15 protein-coding genes and 1 tRNA gene are annotated in these 15,083 nt (G+C 62.3%); 14 read left to right on the top strand and 2 right to left on the bottom strand.

Annotated features, from left to right (window positions below; all coding sequences use genetic code 11):
• The first annotated feature begins 47 nt into the window (after window positions 1-47).
• Window positions 48-989, top strand: coding sequence for a phosphoglycerate mutase (locus NDJ10_RS10260; protein WP_296161802.1), 942 nt, complete (start codon window positions 48-50; stop codon window positions 987-989).
• Window positions 986-2,710: a single-stranded-DNA-specific exonuclease RecJ gene (gene recJ, locus NDJ10_RS10255; protein WP_296161800.1), complete on the top strand. Its 1,725-nt coding sequence runs from the start codon at window positions 986-988 to the stop codon at window positions 2,708-2,710. Before NDJ10_RS10260 ends, recJ begins: the two co-directional genes overlap by 4 nt.
• Before the next feature lie 13 nt (window positions 2,711-2,723).
• On the opposite strand, the gene NDJ10_RS10250 is transcribed toward recJ, so the two are convergent.
• Window positions 2,724-3,392 (bottom strand): DUF599 domain-containing protein, encoded by a 669-nt coding sequence (locus tag NDJ10_RS10250; protein WP_296161798.1) that lies wholly within the window; start codon window positions 3,390-3,392, stop codon window positions 2,724-2,726.
• 46 nt (window positions 3,393-3,438) lie between these two features.
• On the opposite strand from NDJ10_RS10250, the gene NDJ10_RS10245 reads away from it, so the two are divergent.
• From NDJ10_RS10245 to NDJ10_RS10190, 12 genes are all read left to right on the top strand, one after another.
• Window positions 3,439-4,317, top strand: a complete 879-nt coding sequence (locus tag NDJ10_RS10245; protein WP_296161796.1) for a 3',5'-nucleoside bisphosphate phosphatase — start codon at window positions 3,439-3,441, stop codon at window positions 4,315-4,317.
• A 5-nt stretch (window positions 4,318-4,322) separates the two neighbouring features.
• Window positions 4,323-5,207, top strand: coding sequence for a DMT family transporter (locus NDJ10_RS10240; RefSeq protein ID WP_296161795.1), 885 nt, complete (start codon window positions 4,323-4,325; stop codon window positions 5,205-5,207).
• Between the two features lie 4 nt (window positions 5,208-5,211).
• The gene (locus tag NDJ10_RS10235) at window positions 5,212-5,835 is read left to right on the top strand and encodes an L-threonylcarbamoyladenylate synthase (protein ID WP_296161790.1); all 624 of its coding nucleotides are present in this window, start codon (window positions 5,212-5,214) and stop codon (window positions 5,833-5,835) included.
• A gap of 1 nt (window position 5,836) precedes the next feature.
• Complete coding sequence (locus NDJ10_RS10230) at window positions 5,837-6,505, top strand: site-2 protease family protein (RefSeq protein ID WP_296161789.1); 669 nt, start codon at window positions 5,837-5,839, stop codon at window positions 6,503-6,505.
• A gap of 80 nt (window positions 6,506-6,585) precedes the next feature.
• Window positions 6,586-7,893 (top strand): tryptophan--tRNA ligase, encoded by a 1,308-nt coding sequence (locus NDJ10_RS10225; RefSeq protein WP_296161786.1) that lies wholly within the window; start codon window positions 6,586-6,588, stop codon window positions 7,891-7,893.
• 27 nt (window positions 7,894-7,920) lie between these two features.
• A tRNA-Ser gene (locus tag NDJ10_RS10220) sits at window positions 7,921-8,008 on the top strand.
• A gap of 628 nt (window positions 8,009-8,636) precedes the next feature.
• Complete coding sequence (locus NDJ10_RS10215) at window positions 8,637-8,966, top strand: OsmC family protein (RefSeq protein ID WP_296161782.1); 330 nt, start codon at window positions 8,637-8,639, stop codon at window positions 8,964-8,966.
• Window positions 8,967-9,088: 122 nt separating this feature from the next.
• Window positions 9,089-9,922 (top strand): methyltransferase domain-containing protein, encoded by an 834-nt coding sequence (locus NDJ10_RS10210; RefSeq protein ID WP_296161779.1) that lies wholly within the window; start codon window positions 9,089-9,091, stop codon window positions 9,920-9,922.
• 90 nt (window positions 9,923-10,012) lie between these two features.
• Window positions 10,013-11,188, top strand: coding sequence for an ABC transporter substrate-binding protein (locus tag NDJ10_RS10205; protein WP_296161777.1), 1,176 nt, complete (start codon window positions 10,013-10,015; stop codon window positions 11,186-11,188).
• Complete coding sequence (locus NDJ10_RS10200; RefSeq protein WP_296161775.1) at window positions 11,161-12,834, top strand: ABC transporter permease; 1,674 nt, start codon at window positions 11,161-11,163, stop codon at window positions 12,832-12,834. Before NDJ10_RS10205 ends, NDJ10_RS10200 begins: the two co-directional genes overlap by 28 nt.
• Before the next feature lie 13 nt (window positions 12,835-12,847).
• Window positions 12,848-13,495, top strand: a complete 648-nt coding sequence (locus NDJ10_RS10195; RefSeq protein ID WP_296161772.1) for an ATP-binding cassette domain-containing protein — start codon at window positions 12,848-12,850, stop codon at window positions 13,493-13,495.
• Entirely contained in the window at window positions 13,470-14,129 is a 660-nt protein-coding gene (locus tag NDJ10_RS10190) for a CDP-alcohol phosphatidyltransferase family protein (protein WP_296161770.1), read from the top strand. Before NDJ10_RS10195 ends, NDJ10_RS10190 begins: the two co-directional genes overlap by 26 nt.
• On the opposite strand, the gene NDJ10_RS10185 is transcribed toward NDJ10_RS10190, so the two are convergent.
• Complete coding sequence (locus NDJ10_RS10185; protein WP_296161767.1) at window positions 14,126-15,004, bottom strand: DMT family transporter; 879 nt, start codon at window positions 15,002-15,004, stop codon at window positions 14,126-14,128. The genes NDJ10_RS10190 and NDJ10_RS10185 overlap by 4 nt on opposite strands.
• Window positions 15,005-15,083: the final 79 nt, after the last annotated feature.

Raw genomic sequence — 15,083 nt, 5'->3', positions numbered from 1 at the left:
AGCACCATGCGACTTCGCGTACCTTCCGGCTTAAGCCGCCGCTTCCCATGCACCTGCTGATTCCCTATGCCGCCAGCCATGCCGAAGGCTGCCAGGCCACGCTGGCCACGCTGAAAGTACCCAACCTGCAAAAGCTGATCAGCCGCCTGAACGCGGAGGCGCTGGACGAGGGCGGCGAGCTCAGCTGGTCGCCACCGCACGAACGCGCACTGGCCCGTGCCCTGGGACTGGCCGTGTCCGACGGGCTGATTCCCTGGGCTGCATTGCAGGCGCAGAAATACCCGGAGCTGGCGCACCTGCAAGGCGCCTGGGCTTTCGTGACGCTGTGCCACTGGCAGGCCACGACGCATGAGGTCACCATGCGCCAGCTGCCGATGCAGGATCTGAGTGCCGAAGAGTCAGACACCCTGTTGGTCGCCATGAAACCTTTTTTTGCACAGGACGGCATCACGCTGTACCCGCATGAGCCCGGGCGCTGGCTGGCGCACGGGGCGGTCTTAGACGGCCTGCCAAGCGCCTCGCCCGACCGCGTTTTGGGTCGGAATTTGTCACCCTGGATGCCCACGGCGGCCCAGGCCAGCGGGCTGATCCGGCTGGTCAGCGAAATGCAGATGCTGCTCTACACCCACCCGGTCAACGATGCCCGCGAGCGACGCGGCGCCCTGGCGGCCAACGCCATCTGGTTCAGCGGCACCGGCGCGCCGGTCAGCCTATCCGGCCCGGCTTCTGCCCGGCCTGTCGTTGTCACTGCGCTGCGTGAGCCTGCGCTCCAGGACGATTGGACCGGCTGGGCCAGCGCCTGGCACCAACTTGACGCCAGCCAGATCAGACAACTGCTTGACGCCCAAGTCCGTGGCGACACGGTCCAGCTCACGCTGTGCGGCGAACGTCACGCCCAAAGCTGGGTTCACCAGCCACCCACCCTGAAGCAAAAAATCAGGCAACTTTTCAACCCCCCGCCGATCCAGGGCACACTCGAACAATTATGAAAATCATGGTCCGAGACGCCCCGCCCAGAACCATCTGGGCGCTGGAGCAGGCTGGCGTTCATCCCTTGCTGGCACAACTTTATGCGGCACGCGGGGTGCAAAACCCGCAGGAACTGGACGATGCGCTGGCCAAATTGCTGCCCCCCGCCAGCATGCAGGGCACGCGCGAGGCGGCGCTGCTGCTGGCCGACGCCATTCGTGATGACAAAAAACTCTGTATCGTGGCCGATTACGACTGCGACGGTGCCACCGCCTGCGCGGTCGGCCTGCGTGGCCTGCGCCTGCTTGGTGCCCGGCATGTGGACTACATCGTGCCCGACCGGGTACAGGATGGTTATGGCCTGACCCCGCCGATTTCCGAACGCGTCAAGGCCAGCGGCGCCGACCTGCTGATCACGGTGGACAACGGCATTGCCAGCTTCGACGGTGTGGCCCGGGCCCGCGAACTGGGTCTGCAGGTGCTGGTGACCGACCACCATTTGCCGGCCCTGCGCAATGGCCGGATTGAACTGCCCGACGCCAACGTGATCGTCAACCCGAACCAGCCCGGCTGCAGCTTCGAGAGCAAATCCATCGCCGGCGTTGGCGTGATGTTCTACGTGCTGCTGTCGCTGCGCGCCGAGTTGCGCCAGCGCGGGCTATTCAACGCCCACAACCAGCCCAAACTGGACACCCTGCTGCCGCTGGTGGCACTGGGCACGGTGGCCGACGTGGTCAAGCTGGATACCAACAACCGCCGCCTGGTGGCACAAGGGCTCAAACGGGTGCGCGCCCAGGCGCTGCCGGCCGGGCTGGCGGCCCTGTTTGTAGCGGCCTCGCGTGAAGTCAAAACCGCCACCACCTTTGACTTCGGCTTTGCCCTGGGGCCGCGCATCAACGCCGCCGGGCGCTTGTCCGACATGACCCTGGGCATTGAATGCCTGCTCACCGACGACGCCGGGCGCGCTTTGGAGCTGGCCAAAGCGCTCGATGCCATCAACCGCGAACGCCGCGAGATTGAAGGCGGCATGCGCGAACAGGCGCTCATCGTGGCCGAGTCGCTGTTTGAAGACACGACACAAGCTCCGCCGGCCATTTGCGTCTTCGACGCCGACTTTCACGAAGGCGTGGTCGGCATTGTGGCCGCGCGCCTCAAGGACAAGTTTCACCGCCCCAGCTTTGTTTTTGCCAGCAGTGGCGCCGCCGGTCACGGTCACGAACTCAAGGGTTCGGGCCGCTCCATTCCCGGCTTCCACCTGCGCGACGCGCTCGACCTGGTGGCCAAACGCCACCCTGGCGTGTTGCTGCGCTTTGGCGGTCACGCCATGGCGGCCGGCTGCACCCTGAACGAAGACCAGCTGGACCGCTTTGAGCAGGGTTTGAGCGAGGTCGCCCAGGAATGGCTCGATGCCGCCACCCTGACGCGCCGCCTCGACACCGACGGCGCACTCAAGCCCGAATACCGCCGCCCTGACCTAGTGGACACGCTGCACCACGAAGTCTGGGGTCAGGGCTTTGCGGCACCGACCTTCAGCGAAGAGCTCGAAGTGGTGTCGCAGCGCCTGGTGGCTGAAAAACACCTGTCACTCAAGCTGAAACACCGCGGTGAACCGGTCGACGGCATCTGGTTTGGCCACACCGAGCCGCTGCCGAGTCGCGTCAAACTGGCGTTCCGGCTGGACGTGGACAATTGGCGCGGTGAGCGCCGGGTGCGTTTTCTTGTCGAGGCAGCCGAACTCTGAGCTTGCGCCGGGGCTATCCCATCAGGTCGGTATCGCGCCGGGGCGCCCGGTCCAGGTGGAACAGGAAAAATACCGTCGCGATCGTGGCGCCCAGCAACCAGAGCGGCCCGAACAACCAGAACAACAGCGGCACCGTGAAGTAATAAGAACGCATGCCGATGCGGTAGTAAATGCCGGCCCGGTTGAGCTGCGCCCCGACCCGCCTGATCTGAACCGCTTCATTGGCCGAGTCCAGTGGCACGTTGATCAAATAACCGATGTGGTGAAAAATCCGTACCGACATGGAAAATGAGAAAAACGCAAACAACAGGTCAAACAACATCATCAGAAGTTTGAACAGCCACATTTCTGCTCCCGCCCGCCCCAGAAAATTGAGCGCATGCCAGGTCCCGGAAAGCTTGTCGCCCTGCGCACTGAGAGTGAGCACACCAATGATGAGCAACACGGCAGTAGAAGCCATGAAGCTGGCCGACATGGTGGAGTTGCGCAAGGTTTGCACCGCCAAGATATCGCGCCGCTCGCGCATCACACTCTCCACCCAGGCCGCGCGTGCCGCCAGCATGACGTCCTGGGCACTGGAAGCCGGGTCACGCCGGGTGCGCCATCGCAAGTAATGCTGGTACAGCAGCACCATGCAGGCCGAGGCCACAAAAGACAATAGATCGGTTGCGTGCGTGGTCATGAATTCATACATGAACCCATTTTGCCAGTCACCCTAGAATCAGATCATGAACGCCCCCCTGAACGCCGACTTGCATTGCCATTCCGTTGTCTCTGACGGCACCCTCACCCCCGAAGAACTGGCCCAGCGTGCCAAAGCCCAGGGCGTGACCTTGTGGGCGCTGACCGACCACGACGAAATCGGCGGCCAGGCCCGTGCTGCCGCAGCCGCAGCCGCCTGCGGGCTGGACTACCTGAGCGGGGTTGAAATCTCGGTCACTTTCCTGCACCAGACCGTGCACATCGTCGGCCTGGGTTTTGATGTCAACGACGCCTCACTGGCTGAGGGTTTGCAGCAAACCCGGGGCGGGCGCTCGCAGCGGGCCCGGGAAATGGCCGCCGACCTGGCCCGTGTCGGCATCCAGGGCACCTTTGAGGGCGCCCTGAAATACGTCGGCAACCCCAACCTGATCTCACGCACCCACTTCGCCCGTTATTTGGTGGAAACAGGCGTCTGCAAAGACACCTACGAGGTGTTTCGCAAATACCTCACCGAAGGCAAGCCGGGTTTTGTCGAGCACCACTGGGCCAGCCTGAAAGACGCGGTGCGCTGGATCACCCAGGCCGCCGGCATGGCCGTGATTGCCCACCCGGCGCGCTACAAATTCAGCGCCAACGAAGAACTGGCGCTGTTCACCGAATTCAAGGGACACGGCGGGCAAGGCGTCGAAGTGGTCACCGGCAGCCATTCAGCCGCCGAGAGCGCCAACTACGCGGCGATCGCACTGGAGTTTGGCCTGGCCGCCTCGCGCGGCAGCGACTTTCACAGCCCGGATGAAAGCCGCACCGAACTCGGCACCTTGCCGGACCTGCCGGTCCAGCTGACACCGGTGTGGGACTTGCTGGCCGATCGCATCCAACGCGCCCCCATTCCAGCACAGGCCTGAACCCCATGTCATTCTGGAAAAGCCGGCAGGCCGGCGGTATTTTTCTGATCATTCTGGCGACACTCGCCTTTGCCTTGGGTGACACGGTGACCAAGCACGCCACCCAACTGGTGCCCCTGCTCATGCTGCTCTGGTTTCGCTACGCGTTTCAAGCCTTGGTGACCTTCACGCTGCGTTTCCCGGTACAAAAAGCCCGCCTCTTTGCCACGCCAAATCCGCGCTTTCAGATGCTGCGCGGGGTGCTGCTGCTGGTCACCAGCGCCTGCGGGTTTTATGGCTTGCAGTATTTGCCTGTCGGTGAATTCACGGCCATGGTCATGCTCTCACCCATGGCTGCCGTCGCCATGGCCGCCTGGTCACTGAAAAACCACGTGTCGCCAAGGCGATGGGTGTTAATGAGTCTGGGGCTGCTGGGAGTGTTGCTGGTGGTGCGCCCAGGGGGCCAGGTCTTTGGCTGGGCGGTTTTGTTCCCGGTGGTTCTGGTGATCGCCTACGCCTGGTTTCAGGTACTGACAAGCCGACTCAGCGGCGACGAAAACCCCTACACCACGCACTTCTATACCGGTCTGGTGGGGGCCTTGGTGATGACGCCCATCATGCTGTTCAGCTGGGACAGCGCCGCCCTGCTGAGCTACTGGTACTGGTTTGTGATGGTCGGTTTTTTGGCCACTTTTGGCCATCTGATGCTGATCCGCGCCTTCAATCGCGCCAATGCCGTGGTGCTCACGCCCTACCTCTATATGCAAATCGCCTTTGCCACGGTGCTGGGCTGGCTGGTGTTTCGCCATGTGCCCGACGGCCTGGCCTGGGCCGGGATTGCCGTGATTGCTGCCAGCGGTGTGGGCAACGCCATGCTGTCGGCCCGTGAGGCCGCCGGACTGCGACAATAACGCCATGCCGCAAATTTTTGAAATCCATCCTGACAACCCGCAACTGCGCCTGCTCAGACAGGCCACCGCCCTGCTGGACAAAGGCGAGGTGCTGGCCGTGCCCACCGACTCCAGCTACGCACTGGTGTGCCATCTGGACGACAAAGCTGCCGCCGACAAGTTGCGCCGCATCCGTGGCGTGGATGACAAGCACCACCTGACGCTGCTGTGCCGCGACTTGTCGGAGCTGTCCAACTACGCCAAGGTGGACAACCAGCAGTACCGGCTGATCAAGGCGGCCACACCAGGCGCCTACACCTTCATCCTGGAAGCCACCAAGGAAGTGCCGCGACGCTTGAGCCACCCGTCGCGCAAGACCATCGGCCTGCGCGTGCCCGAGCACAAGGTGCTGCAGGAACTGCTGGCACTCTACAGCACGCCACTGCTGGCCACCACCCTAATCGCACCGGGCGAGCTTGAACCCATGAACGATGCCGACGAGATCCGCGTCCATTACAAGGGCCGCATTGCCGCCATCATCGACTCCGGCGCCTGCCCACGCGAACCCACCACCGTGGTCGACCTGACCGGCGGCGAACCCGTCGTTATCCGTGAGGGGCGCGGTTCGCTGGCCGCCCTGGGCCTTTGATATGGACTTTGCCCACCTGATCCAAACCGTCAGCCTCTACGCCATTCCGGTGTTGCTGGCCATCACCCTGCACGAAGCCGCGCACGGCTACGCCGCCAAACACTTTGGCGACAACACCGCCTACCAACTGGGGCGCGTCACGCTCAACCCGCTGCCGCACATCGACCCAGTGGGCACCATCCTGATGCCGCTGATGTTGTACTTCGCCACTTCGGGCGCTTTTTTGTTTGGTTACGCCAAGCCGGTACCGGTGCGCTTTGGCAATTTGCGCAACCCCAAGCGCGACATGGTCTGGGTCGCGTTGGCCGGGCCGGGAGCCAACTTCTTTCAAGCGCTGGTCTGGGGCGCCTTGCTGTACCTGTTTCGAGGCGCTGACATCAACGAGCCGTTTCTGCTTGAAATGGCCCAAGGCGGCGTGCTGGTGAATGTGGTGATGGCAGTGTTCAACCTGTTTCCGCTGCCGCCGCTCGATGGCGGCCGCATCCTGGTGGGGCTGCTGCCCTACCGCCAGGCCATGCTGGTGTCGCGCGTGGAACCCTGGGGCTTTTTCATTGTGATGGCGCTGGTACTGGCCGGCGTGGTCAGCAACCTGTGGCTGCGCCCGCTGATGGGCCTGACCTACCAGCTCATCAAGCTGCTGCTGACCCCGCTGGCCTGGCTGGTGGGCTGAACGCGATGAACCCAGACTTCGTCACTGCGAGCGCAGCGCGGCAGTCCATGTATTCTTGACTTTTCATTCAACTTTTTTCCATGCGTATCGAACGTTTTCTGACCGGTATCACCACCTCGGGCACCCCGCATCTGGGCAATTACGTGGGCTCGGTGCGCCCTTCCGTACGCCATAGCTTGCGCCCTGGCGTCGAGAGTTTTTACTTTCTGGCCGACTACCACGCCCTGATCAAGGTGGACGAACCGGCACGCATCCAGCGCTCCACGCTGGAAATTGCCGCCAGCTGGCTGGCCTGCGGCCTGGACCCAGACAAGGTGGTGTTTTACCGCCAGTCCGATGTCCCTGAAATCCCCGAGCTCACCTGGTTTTTAAGCTGCGTGCTGGGCAAGGGCGTGCTCAACCGCGCCCATGCCTACAAGGCGGCAGTCGACAAAAACACGGCCGCCGGCAACGACCCCGACGCCGATGTCAATGTGGGCCTGTTCATGTACCCCGTGCTGATGGGCGCCGACATCCTGATGTTCAAAGCGCACCAGGTGCCGGTGGGACGCGACCAGGTGCAGCACATCGAAATGGCGCGCGACATGGCACACAGCTTCAACCACCGTTATGGCGACCATTTTGTGGCGCCCGAAGCGGCCATTGAAGACCATGTTGCCACCCTGCCCGGCCTCGACGGCCGCAAGATGAGCAAGAGCTACGACAACACCATCCCCTTGTTCACGCCGCGCGAGCAACTCAAAAAACTCATCGGCAGCATCGTGACCGACTCCACCCCGCCCGGCGAGGTCAAGGCAGTGGAAGGCTCGGCGCTGTTCCAGATTTACCAGGCCTTTGCCAATGCCTCCGAGACCGAAGCGCTGCGCCAGGCCTATGCCAAGGGCATTTCGTGGGCCGACGCCAAGCAACTGGTGTTTGAGCGCATTGACCAGGAAATTGCGCCAATGCGTGCGACCTACCAGGCCCTGATAGACAACCCGGCCAAAATTGAAGCCATCCTGCAGGCCGGAGCCGCCAAAGCCCGCGCCATCGCCACCCCGTTCATGGGCCAGCTACGCCATGCCGTCGGTCTGCGCCCCTTGCAAACCCATGCCAGCACCACCGCCAAAACGGTGAAAGTGGCGCTGCCCGTGTTCAAGCAATACCGTGAAAGCGACGGCCAGTTTTACTTCAAGCTGCAAAGCGCCGAAGGCCACCTGCTGCTGCAAAGCGGCGCCTTTGCATCACCCAAAGTGGCCGGACAAACCATTGCCGCCCTGCAGACAGCGGGCATCACCGCCTTGCACAGCAGCCCGGTGGCGCTGGAAAAAGGCCCGGATGTCACAGAATCTGACATTGCGGCCGCTTTGCACGCCCTGCAAATTGCCAAGGAAGCCAAACCAGGCTAGTCGGCACTGTACAATTCGCGGCTTCGCGGAGAGATGGCAGAGTGGCCGAATGTACCTGACTCGAAATCAGGCGTACCGCAAGGTACCGTGGGTTCGAATCCCACTCTCTCCGCCAATATTCAACCCCAAGTAATTGATTTACTTGGGGTTTTCTTTTTGGCGATTGCCATCCCGTGATCCTGCCCAGCAGAAATAAACGTCTGGATTTGGATGTCAGCCATGCGCCGCACCCCAACGTATGAAAAAACGTATCCAATACAGCAATAAGCGCTTTCCCGGTTTGAGGCTATAGTGCAAATACCGAATCCGCTCACGCACTTGGTCAAGCAAGTAAGTTGACTGCAACAAGGGAGAACCGGGTTATATGAAAAATTCATATCCGTTTTTTCGTACCGCGTATGGCTCGCAAACCCAATGCGCAAACGGTTTTCTGGGTTTTTGTTCAACAGATGTATCTGTCAAACCAGGATGTATCGACCGGGTTTTGTCGTCTGCATTCGTCAGGCCTCACAAACCAAAGGAGTCTGCATGGAAGCCATCGTCTATGCTGCGCAGAAGCCTCTGAGAGCCACCTACAAGGTGACGCCGGCCGCCGCACTGGTCACCGATCATGCGCGGACCTGCGGCGACTTGCCAGCCGACCCATTCCACTCAAGAGTCGAACCCATGGAGGGTTGTGGCGTACTCGTGCCCATTGGCACGCATGCTGCCGTCGGGGGGCCGCATGACGGCCCCCCGGAGACATGCTGTGCGCTGCCCTGGCTGCCTGCCAGGATTCGACCATGCGTCTGGTCGCCAACTTGCTCGGTATTGAACTCACCAGCCTGGAGGTCAACGTGACCGCCACCGTCGATGTACGCGGCGCCATGGCTGTCGATCCGAGTGTGCCGGTCGGTTTCCAGACAATGGCCCGCCACATTCACTTCAGAGCCAAAGAGGGCACGCCGCCAGAGTTGCTTGAGAAGCTGAAACTGGCAGCGAAGCGGTGTTGCATTGTTCAGCAGACGCTCAAGTCGCCCCCACCGGTCAAGACGACCTTCACCACATCGGGTTTGGCGCGCAGTGACGCCTAACGGGACACGTGATGTGTCAGAGAAGCCATCATCGGTGACCCAAGTAGGAAATCTTGGTCTCCAGAAGGCCTCTGCGTCGAATGGGCGCCGTCGCTAAATCAAAAGTCAAAAGGAGTACATCCATGACAGACGAAGAATTGGTAGCGAGCCACTACACACATGGAGGGCTTCTCAATGCCATTAGTGACGGCATTGCGAAACTTGGGAAGACCGTCGCCAGTGTCAACATCGACGATCTGGGGCCTGTGGATGAGTTCCATATCGGCGCAAGAGTTGCAACCCAGAGTTTCCTTGATCAACTCGACATTGGTGCGAACCATCACGTGTTGGACGTGGGCTGCGGCCTCGGCGGAGGGAGCCGGTTCGCGGCCCACGCATACGGGTGCCGGGTGACCGGGGTGGATCTGACACGAGAGTATGTGGAGACAGGCAATGTGCTGTGCACATGGGTCGGGTTGAGCGACAAGATCACCCTCCAGGTCGGGAACGCCACCGCATTGCCCCATCCGGATGAGACATTCGACCGCGCGTACATGCTGCATGTCGGCATGAACATCGCGGACAAGGAGCTCCTGATGTCAGAGCTCCATCGGGTCGTACGGCCAGGCGCGAAGATCGGAATCTACGACGTCATGCGCGTCAACGACGGCGAACTCACATTTCCGGTGCCGTGGGCGGCGGAGCCAGAAGGGAGTTCCCTGGCCTCGGTGGCGGCATACAAAGCTGCGTTGGAGCGTGCGGGGTTGAAGGTCATCGCGGAACGGAACAGACGTGACTTTGCGCTTGAATTCTTCGCGCAGCTTCAGGCAAAGGTAGCGAACGCCAAGGGCCCTCCTCCCTTGGGTCTACATATACTTATGGGTAGCACTGCGCCAATCAAAGTCAAAAATATGATCGAGAACATTTCTCGCAATATGATTGCTCCGATTGAGATAGTTGCCGAAAAGAAAGCGTGAACGACAGCGGGTTGAAAATCGCCGGGTGTAAGGTTTTGGGTGCCGGCCCCGACCATGTATGAAAATCAACCATTTCTGGAGTTCTCCTGCATGAAGCTTTCAAGGTTCGCCACCCTCGCACTCAGCATGGGCGTGTCCCTATTGGCCCACGCCGACTGGTCACAGATTCAGAACGAGGCCAAAGGCCAGACGGTTTATTTCAATGCCTGGGGCGGCAGTGAGGCCACCAACGCCTACCTCACCTGGGCGGCCAAAGAGGTCAACACACGCTTCGGCATTGACGTGCGCCACGTCAAAATCTCCGACACCGCAGAAGTGGTCAAGCGGGTGCAGACCGAAGTCGCGGCCGGCAGAAAGACCGATGGCTCGATCGATCTGATGTGGGTCAATGGCGAGAACTTCCGCAAGCTTAAAAATGAGGGCCTGCTCTTTGGCCCCTGGGCGCAAAACCTGCCCAACTGGGGCCTGGTGGACCTGAACAAGCCGGTGCACAGCGATTTTTCGGTGCCCACCGAAGGCTATGAGTCACCCTGGGGCACGGCGCAGCTCACGTTCATTGCCGACCGCGCCAAAACGCCAGTGCCGCCGCGCTCTGCGGCCGACTTGCTCAGTTTTGCCCAAGCCAACCCGGGGCGCGTCAGTTACCCCAAACCCCCTGATTTTCACGGCACCACCTTCGTCAAGCAACTGCTGCTGGAGCTGGCTCCCAACAAAACGCTATTGCAGCAAGCGGTAAGTCCCGGGGCGTTCGCTAGCGCAACGCAAGCACTGTGGGCCTATCTGGACCAGTTGCACCCCAGCCTGTGGCGCCATGGCAAAAGCTTTCCCGCCAGTGCCGCGGAAATGCACCGTATGCTCGGCGATGGCGAGCTTAAGGTTTCGCTGACCTTCAACCCCAACGAAGCGGCCAACCTGATCGCCAGCAAGCAATTGCCCACCAGCGCCTACAGTTTTGGCTTTACTGGCGGCACTATCGGCAACGTGCATTTTGTGGCTATTCCCGTCAACGCGAAGGCCAAGGCGGGCGCCCAGGTGTTTGCCAACTTCCTGCTGTCAGCCGAGGCGCAAACCCGCAAGGCCGACATCAGCGTCTGGGGCGATGGCACGGTGCTTGATGTCAGCAAGCTGCCCGCCGCGTCACAAGCCCTGATCCGCAAGACGGCACCAGGCGCACTGAGCGAGGCCGTGCCCACGCTGGCTGAACCACACGCCAGCTGGGTGGAGGCGCTGGAGGCCGAGTGGCTGAAACGCTACGGCACACGCTAGAGCGCCCTTTGCCGCAGCCCATTCACGCCCGTGACAGCTGGCCCAGCCAATGGCTGGCTGCCTTGCCCGTCGCGCTGATATTTGGCCCCTTGTTGCCTGGTCTCTGGTGGGCCTTGCTGCCCGCCGCCGAGCCTTCCGTGTGGCACGCCCTGTGGCTGGATACCCAGTGGCCGCAAGCCTTGCGCACCACGCTGACATCGACCCTGCTGGGCACGGCGTTGGCGTGCAGCTTTGCCGCCTTGCTGGCCACCCTGCATTACCCGGGTGCCCTGTGGCTCAGCTTGCAGCGGCGCTTGCCTTTGCTGTTGTCGGTGCCCCATGCTGCCTTTGCGGTGGGCCTGTTTTTTTTGCTGGCGCCTTCTGGCTGGCTGGCACGCGGGGTGGCGCAACTGGTGGGCTGGAGCAGTCCACCCGACTGGGTCACGGTGCAAGACCCCCATGGCCTGAGTCTGGCGCTCGCGCTGGCCATCAAGGAGAGCTGGTTTTTGCTGTGGGTGCTGGCGGCGGTGCTGGGTGAGCAAGCGGTGGCGCGCCAGATGGTGATGGCCCGGTCGCTGGGGTACAACCGGGTGCAAGCCTGGGTCCTGATTTTGTGGCCGCAATTGTTGCCGCGCCTGGTCTGGCCGATGGTGGCGGTGCTGGCTTATGGCTTGTCGGTGGTCGACATGGCGATCATCCTGGGGCCAGGCACCCCGCCAACGCTGGCGGTGCTGATCTGGCGCTGGCTGACCGACCCCGACGCCGCGCTGCAAGCCAGGGGCAGCGCCGCCGCCATCCTGCTGCTGGCCATGCTGCTGCTTGGCGCCCTGGCGGCGCGCGGGCTCTGGTGGCTGGTGCAGCGGTGCCGGCCTTACCCCACGGGCCAGCGCAAACCCTTGCGCCCGCTGGCGCCCATGTGGCCCTGGCTGAACCTGCATACACCGCTGTTCCTCACGGGGTATGCGGTGGTGACGGTGCTGCTGCTCTGGTCGGTGGCGCAGGCCTGGTTCTTCCCGGCGCTGTGGCCCGAAGCCGTGTCACTGCAAAGCTGGCAACAGGCCGACTGGGCGCCTTTCTGGACCACGCTCTGGCTCGCTTTGGCGGCCAGCCTGCTGTGTCTGCCAGCCGTGCTCGTCTGGCTGGAGTGGGGGCCGCAGCGTTTTAACGCGTTGCTGTACCTGCCGCTGATCGTGCCGGCCTTGCCTCTGGTGGCGGGGCAGTACGCCGCCTTGCTGCACCTGCACCTGGATGGCACCGCCGTGGCGCTGGTCTGGAGCCATCTGCTGTGGGTGCTGCCTTACATGGTGCTCACGCTCATGGGTGCCTACCGCGCGTTTGACCCGCGCCTCATGCGCAGTGCCAGGGCGCTGGGTTGTTCCCGCCTGCGGGCTTGCCTGTGTGTGAAATGGCCGATTCTGTTTCGCCCCATCATGGCGTCGCTGGCGGTGGGTTTTGCCGTCAGTGTGGCGCAATACCTGCCAACCTTGTTTGCTGGCGGTGGCCGCTTTGCCACCGTGACCACCGAGGCCGTCGCCCTGAGCGCAGGCGGCAACCGGCGCGTGCTGGCGGTCCAGGCGCTGCTGCAAATTGCCTTGCCACTGGCCGGTTTCGCGCTGGCAGCGCTGCTACCGTACTGGGCAAGCCGGCAGCGCAAGGAGCTCCGATAATGAAGGCAACACGATGCTGAAAATATCAAACCTGACGCTCTCGCTTGGCGGCAAATCGCTCTTTGCGGACTTGTCCCTGGTCGTCGACAACGGAGACATCGTCACCGTCGCCGGGGTTTCTGGCTCAGGCAAATCAACACTGCTGAACTGGATGATCGGTGACCTGGACCCGGCCTTTGCCGCCACGGGTGAGCTATGGCTGAACGAAAGTCGCCGCGACACCTTGCCCATCGAGGCGCGGCGCATTGGGATTTTGTTTCAGGACGATTTGCTTTTCCCGCACCTGAGTGTGGGACAAAACCTGGCTTTTGCCCTGCCGGCCAGATTCACCGGTGCCCGGGCGCGGCGCCAGCGTGTGGCACAAACACTGGCCGAGATGGGGCTGGATGGTTTTCATGATCGTGACCCGGCCACGCTCTCGGGCGGGCAGCGCGCCCGTGTCAGCCTGATGCGCACGCTGCTGGCCGAGCCGCAGGCGCTGCTGCTCGACGAGCCGTTTTCCAAGCTCGACGCGGCCTTGCGGTTGCAGTTTCGCAGTTTTGTCTTTGCCCAAATTACGCACCAACGCATCCCCACGCTGCTGGTCACCCACGACCCGGCCGATGTGCCGCCGGGCGGGCGGGTGGTTGAAATCAGTGACTGGCAGCAAGCGCATGTTTGACCGCGCCTTGAACTCCGCGTTGCAGCGGCCTTTGCAGCGTCTGGCCGGCAAGCTGATCGCGGTCGGCTTGCGCGCCGATCAGCTGACCTGGGGCGGCTTTCTGCTCGGCCTCTCGGCCATTCCCCTGATTGCGCTGGGCCATTCCCAGTGGGCCATTGTCAGCATCATGCTCAACCGCCTGGCCGATGGCCTGGATGGCGCCATGGCACGGCAAGCCCAGCCCACCGATCGCGGCGCTTTTCTGGATATTTCGCTGGACTTTCTGTTCTACGCCGCCATCCCGTTAGCGTTCGCCCTGGCCGATCCGGCGCACAACGGCTTGCCATCGGCCGTGTTGATTTACAGCTTCATCGGCACCGGCTGTACTTTTTTGGCGTTTGCCGTGCTGGCAGCCAAACGCGGGAACAGCAGCACGGCTTATCCCAACAAGGGGTTTTATTACCTTGGTGGATTAACCGAAAGTACCGAGACCATCGCGGTCTTTGTGCTGATGTGTCTGGTGCCTACTTGGTTTGACGTGCTGGCTTATGGCTTTGCCGGGCTGTGCGCACTCACCACGGTGAGCCGGATTTCGGCAGGCATCCGTCTGTTCAAGCCGACACCGCCGAAGCCTGGTTCACCAAGGCAGCCCTAAACTGCGGTGTGCTTGTTCAGTACCACCAGGGCAATGCCGCCCAGCACAGCCGCCGAGGTCAGCAGCAAGCGCAGGGTGATGGGCTCCTGCACAAACAGCACACCGGCCAGTGCCGCCAGCACCGGCACGCTCAATTGCACCGTGGCCGCGCGGGTTCTGGTGAGCCGCGGCACCACGGCATACCAGATGGCGTAACCCAGGCCAGAGGTCACCGCCCCGGACAGCATCGCATACAGCAGGCCCAAAGTATCAAGTTGTTGTTGCGCCAGCAGCACCCCACTGAGCAGCGCCGACATGAGTGCGGCCCGCAAAAAGTTCCCGGCCGTCTCGCCCGTCGGGTCAGCCACACCGCGCCCGCGCAGCGAATACACGCCCCAGGCAACACCCGAGGCCAGCATCAGCAAGGCGCTCCCCAGGGGTGGCGCTTCCAGGCTGGGAGACAGGATGGTGACCAGCCCGGCCAGGGCCAGCAGCAAGCCAATCACCTGGCGGGTGTTGAGCCGCTCACCCAGCCACAAGCCGGTCAGGATCATCGTGGCCTGCACCGCGCCAAACAGCAGCAAGGCGCCAATGCCGGTTGACAGCTTGTGGTACGCAAAAGAAAAGGCAGCGGCATAAACAAACAGGGCCAGCGCAGACAGCCAGTTGCCACCTAAACCGTTCATGCGGCCTGATGCGACGGACACCACGCCCCGAAAGTGATGCCGGCCATAAACCAGCAAAACCAGCATCAAGGCACCCGAGACCAGGCGCACCGTGGTAAAGCTGGCCGCATCAATGGACGTCTGCCGAAGCGCCAGCCGGCACAGCACGGAGTTGCCGGCAAAACACAGCATCGTCACCAGGGTGAGCAGGGCCAGACGGATGGCGGACATGGATGAATCCTCAGGTTGACGAAGGGGCAGGGGTGGACGGCCAAGGCTTCATTGAGAACGGCACGATGGTAGAGCACTT

Source organism: Rhodoferax sp. (assembly GCF_023700745.1).
Classification (GTDB): domain Bacteria; phylum Pseudomonadota; class Gammaproteobacteria; order Burkholderiales; family Burkholderiaceae_C; genus Rhodoferax.
The sequence above is the reverse complement of the archived record's forward strand: the minus strand, read 5'-3'. Positions and strand labels throughout refer to the sequence as shown.

Bases quoted from the DNA above. Each gene is read 5' to 3' on its own strand.
- NDJ10_RS10195 (WP_296161772.1), top strand. From the start codon at position 12,848: ATGCTGAAAATATCAAACCTGACGCTCTCGCTTGGCGGCAAATCGCTC.
- recJ (WP_296161800.1), top strand. From the start codon at position 986: ATGAAAATCATGGTCCGAGACGCCCCGCCCAGAACCATCTGGGCGCTG.
- NDJ10_RS10250 (WP_296161798.1), bottom strand. From the start codon at position 3,392: ATGACCACGCACGCAACCGATCTATTGTCTTTTGTGGCCTCGGCCTGC.
- NDJ10_RS10230 (WP_296161789.1), top strand. From the start codon at position 5,837: ATGGACTTTGCCCACCTGATCCAAACCGTCAGCCTCTACGCCATTCCG.
- NDJ10_RS10215 (WP_296161782.1), top strand. From the start codon at position 8,637: ATGCTGTGCGCTGCCCTGGCTGCCTGCCAGGATTCGACCATGCGTCTG.
- NDJ10_RS10245 (WP_296161796.1), top strand. From the start codon at position 3,439: ATGAACGCCCCCCTGAACGCCGACTTGCATTGCCATTCCGTTGTCTCT.
- NDJ10_RS10205 (WP_296161777.1), top strand. From the start codon at position 10,013: ATGAAGCTTTCAAGGTTCGCCACCCTCGCACTCAGCATGGGCGTGTCC.
- NDJ10_RS10225 (WP_296161786.1), top strand. From the start codon at position 6,586: ATGCGTATCGAACGTTTTCTGACCGGTATCACCACCTCGGGCACCCCG.
- NDJ10_RS10235 (WP_296161790.1), top strand. From the start codon at position 5,212: ATGCCGCAAATTTTTGAAATCCATCCTGACAACCCGCAACTGCGCCTG.
- NDJ10_RS10240 (WP_296161795.1), top strand. From the start codon at position 4,323: ATGTCATTCTGGAAAAGCCGGCAGGCCGGCGGTATTTTTCTGATCATT.
- NDJ10_RS10210 (WP_296161779.1), top strand. From the start codon at position 9,089: ATGACAGACGAAGAATTGGTAGCGAGCCACTACACACATGGAGGGCTT.
- NDJ10_RS10260 (WP_296161802.1), top strand. From the start codon at position 48: ATGCACCTGCTGATTCCCTATGCCGCCAGCCATGCCGAAGGCTGCCAG.
- NDJ10_RS10185 (WP_296161767.1), bottom strand. From the start codon at position 15,004: ATGTCCGCCATCCGTCTGGCCCTGCTCACCCTGGTGACGATGCTGTGT.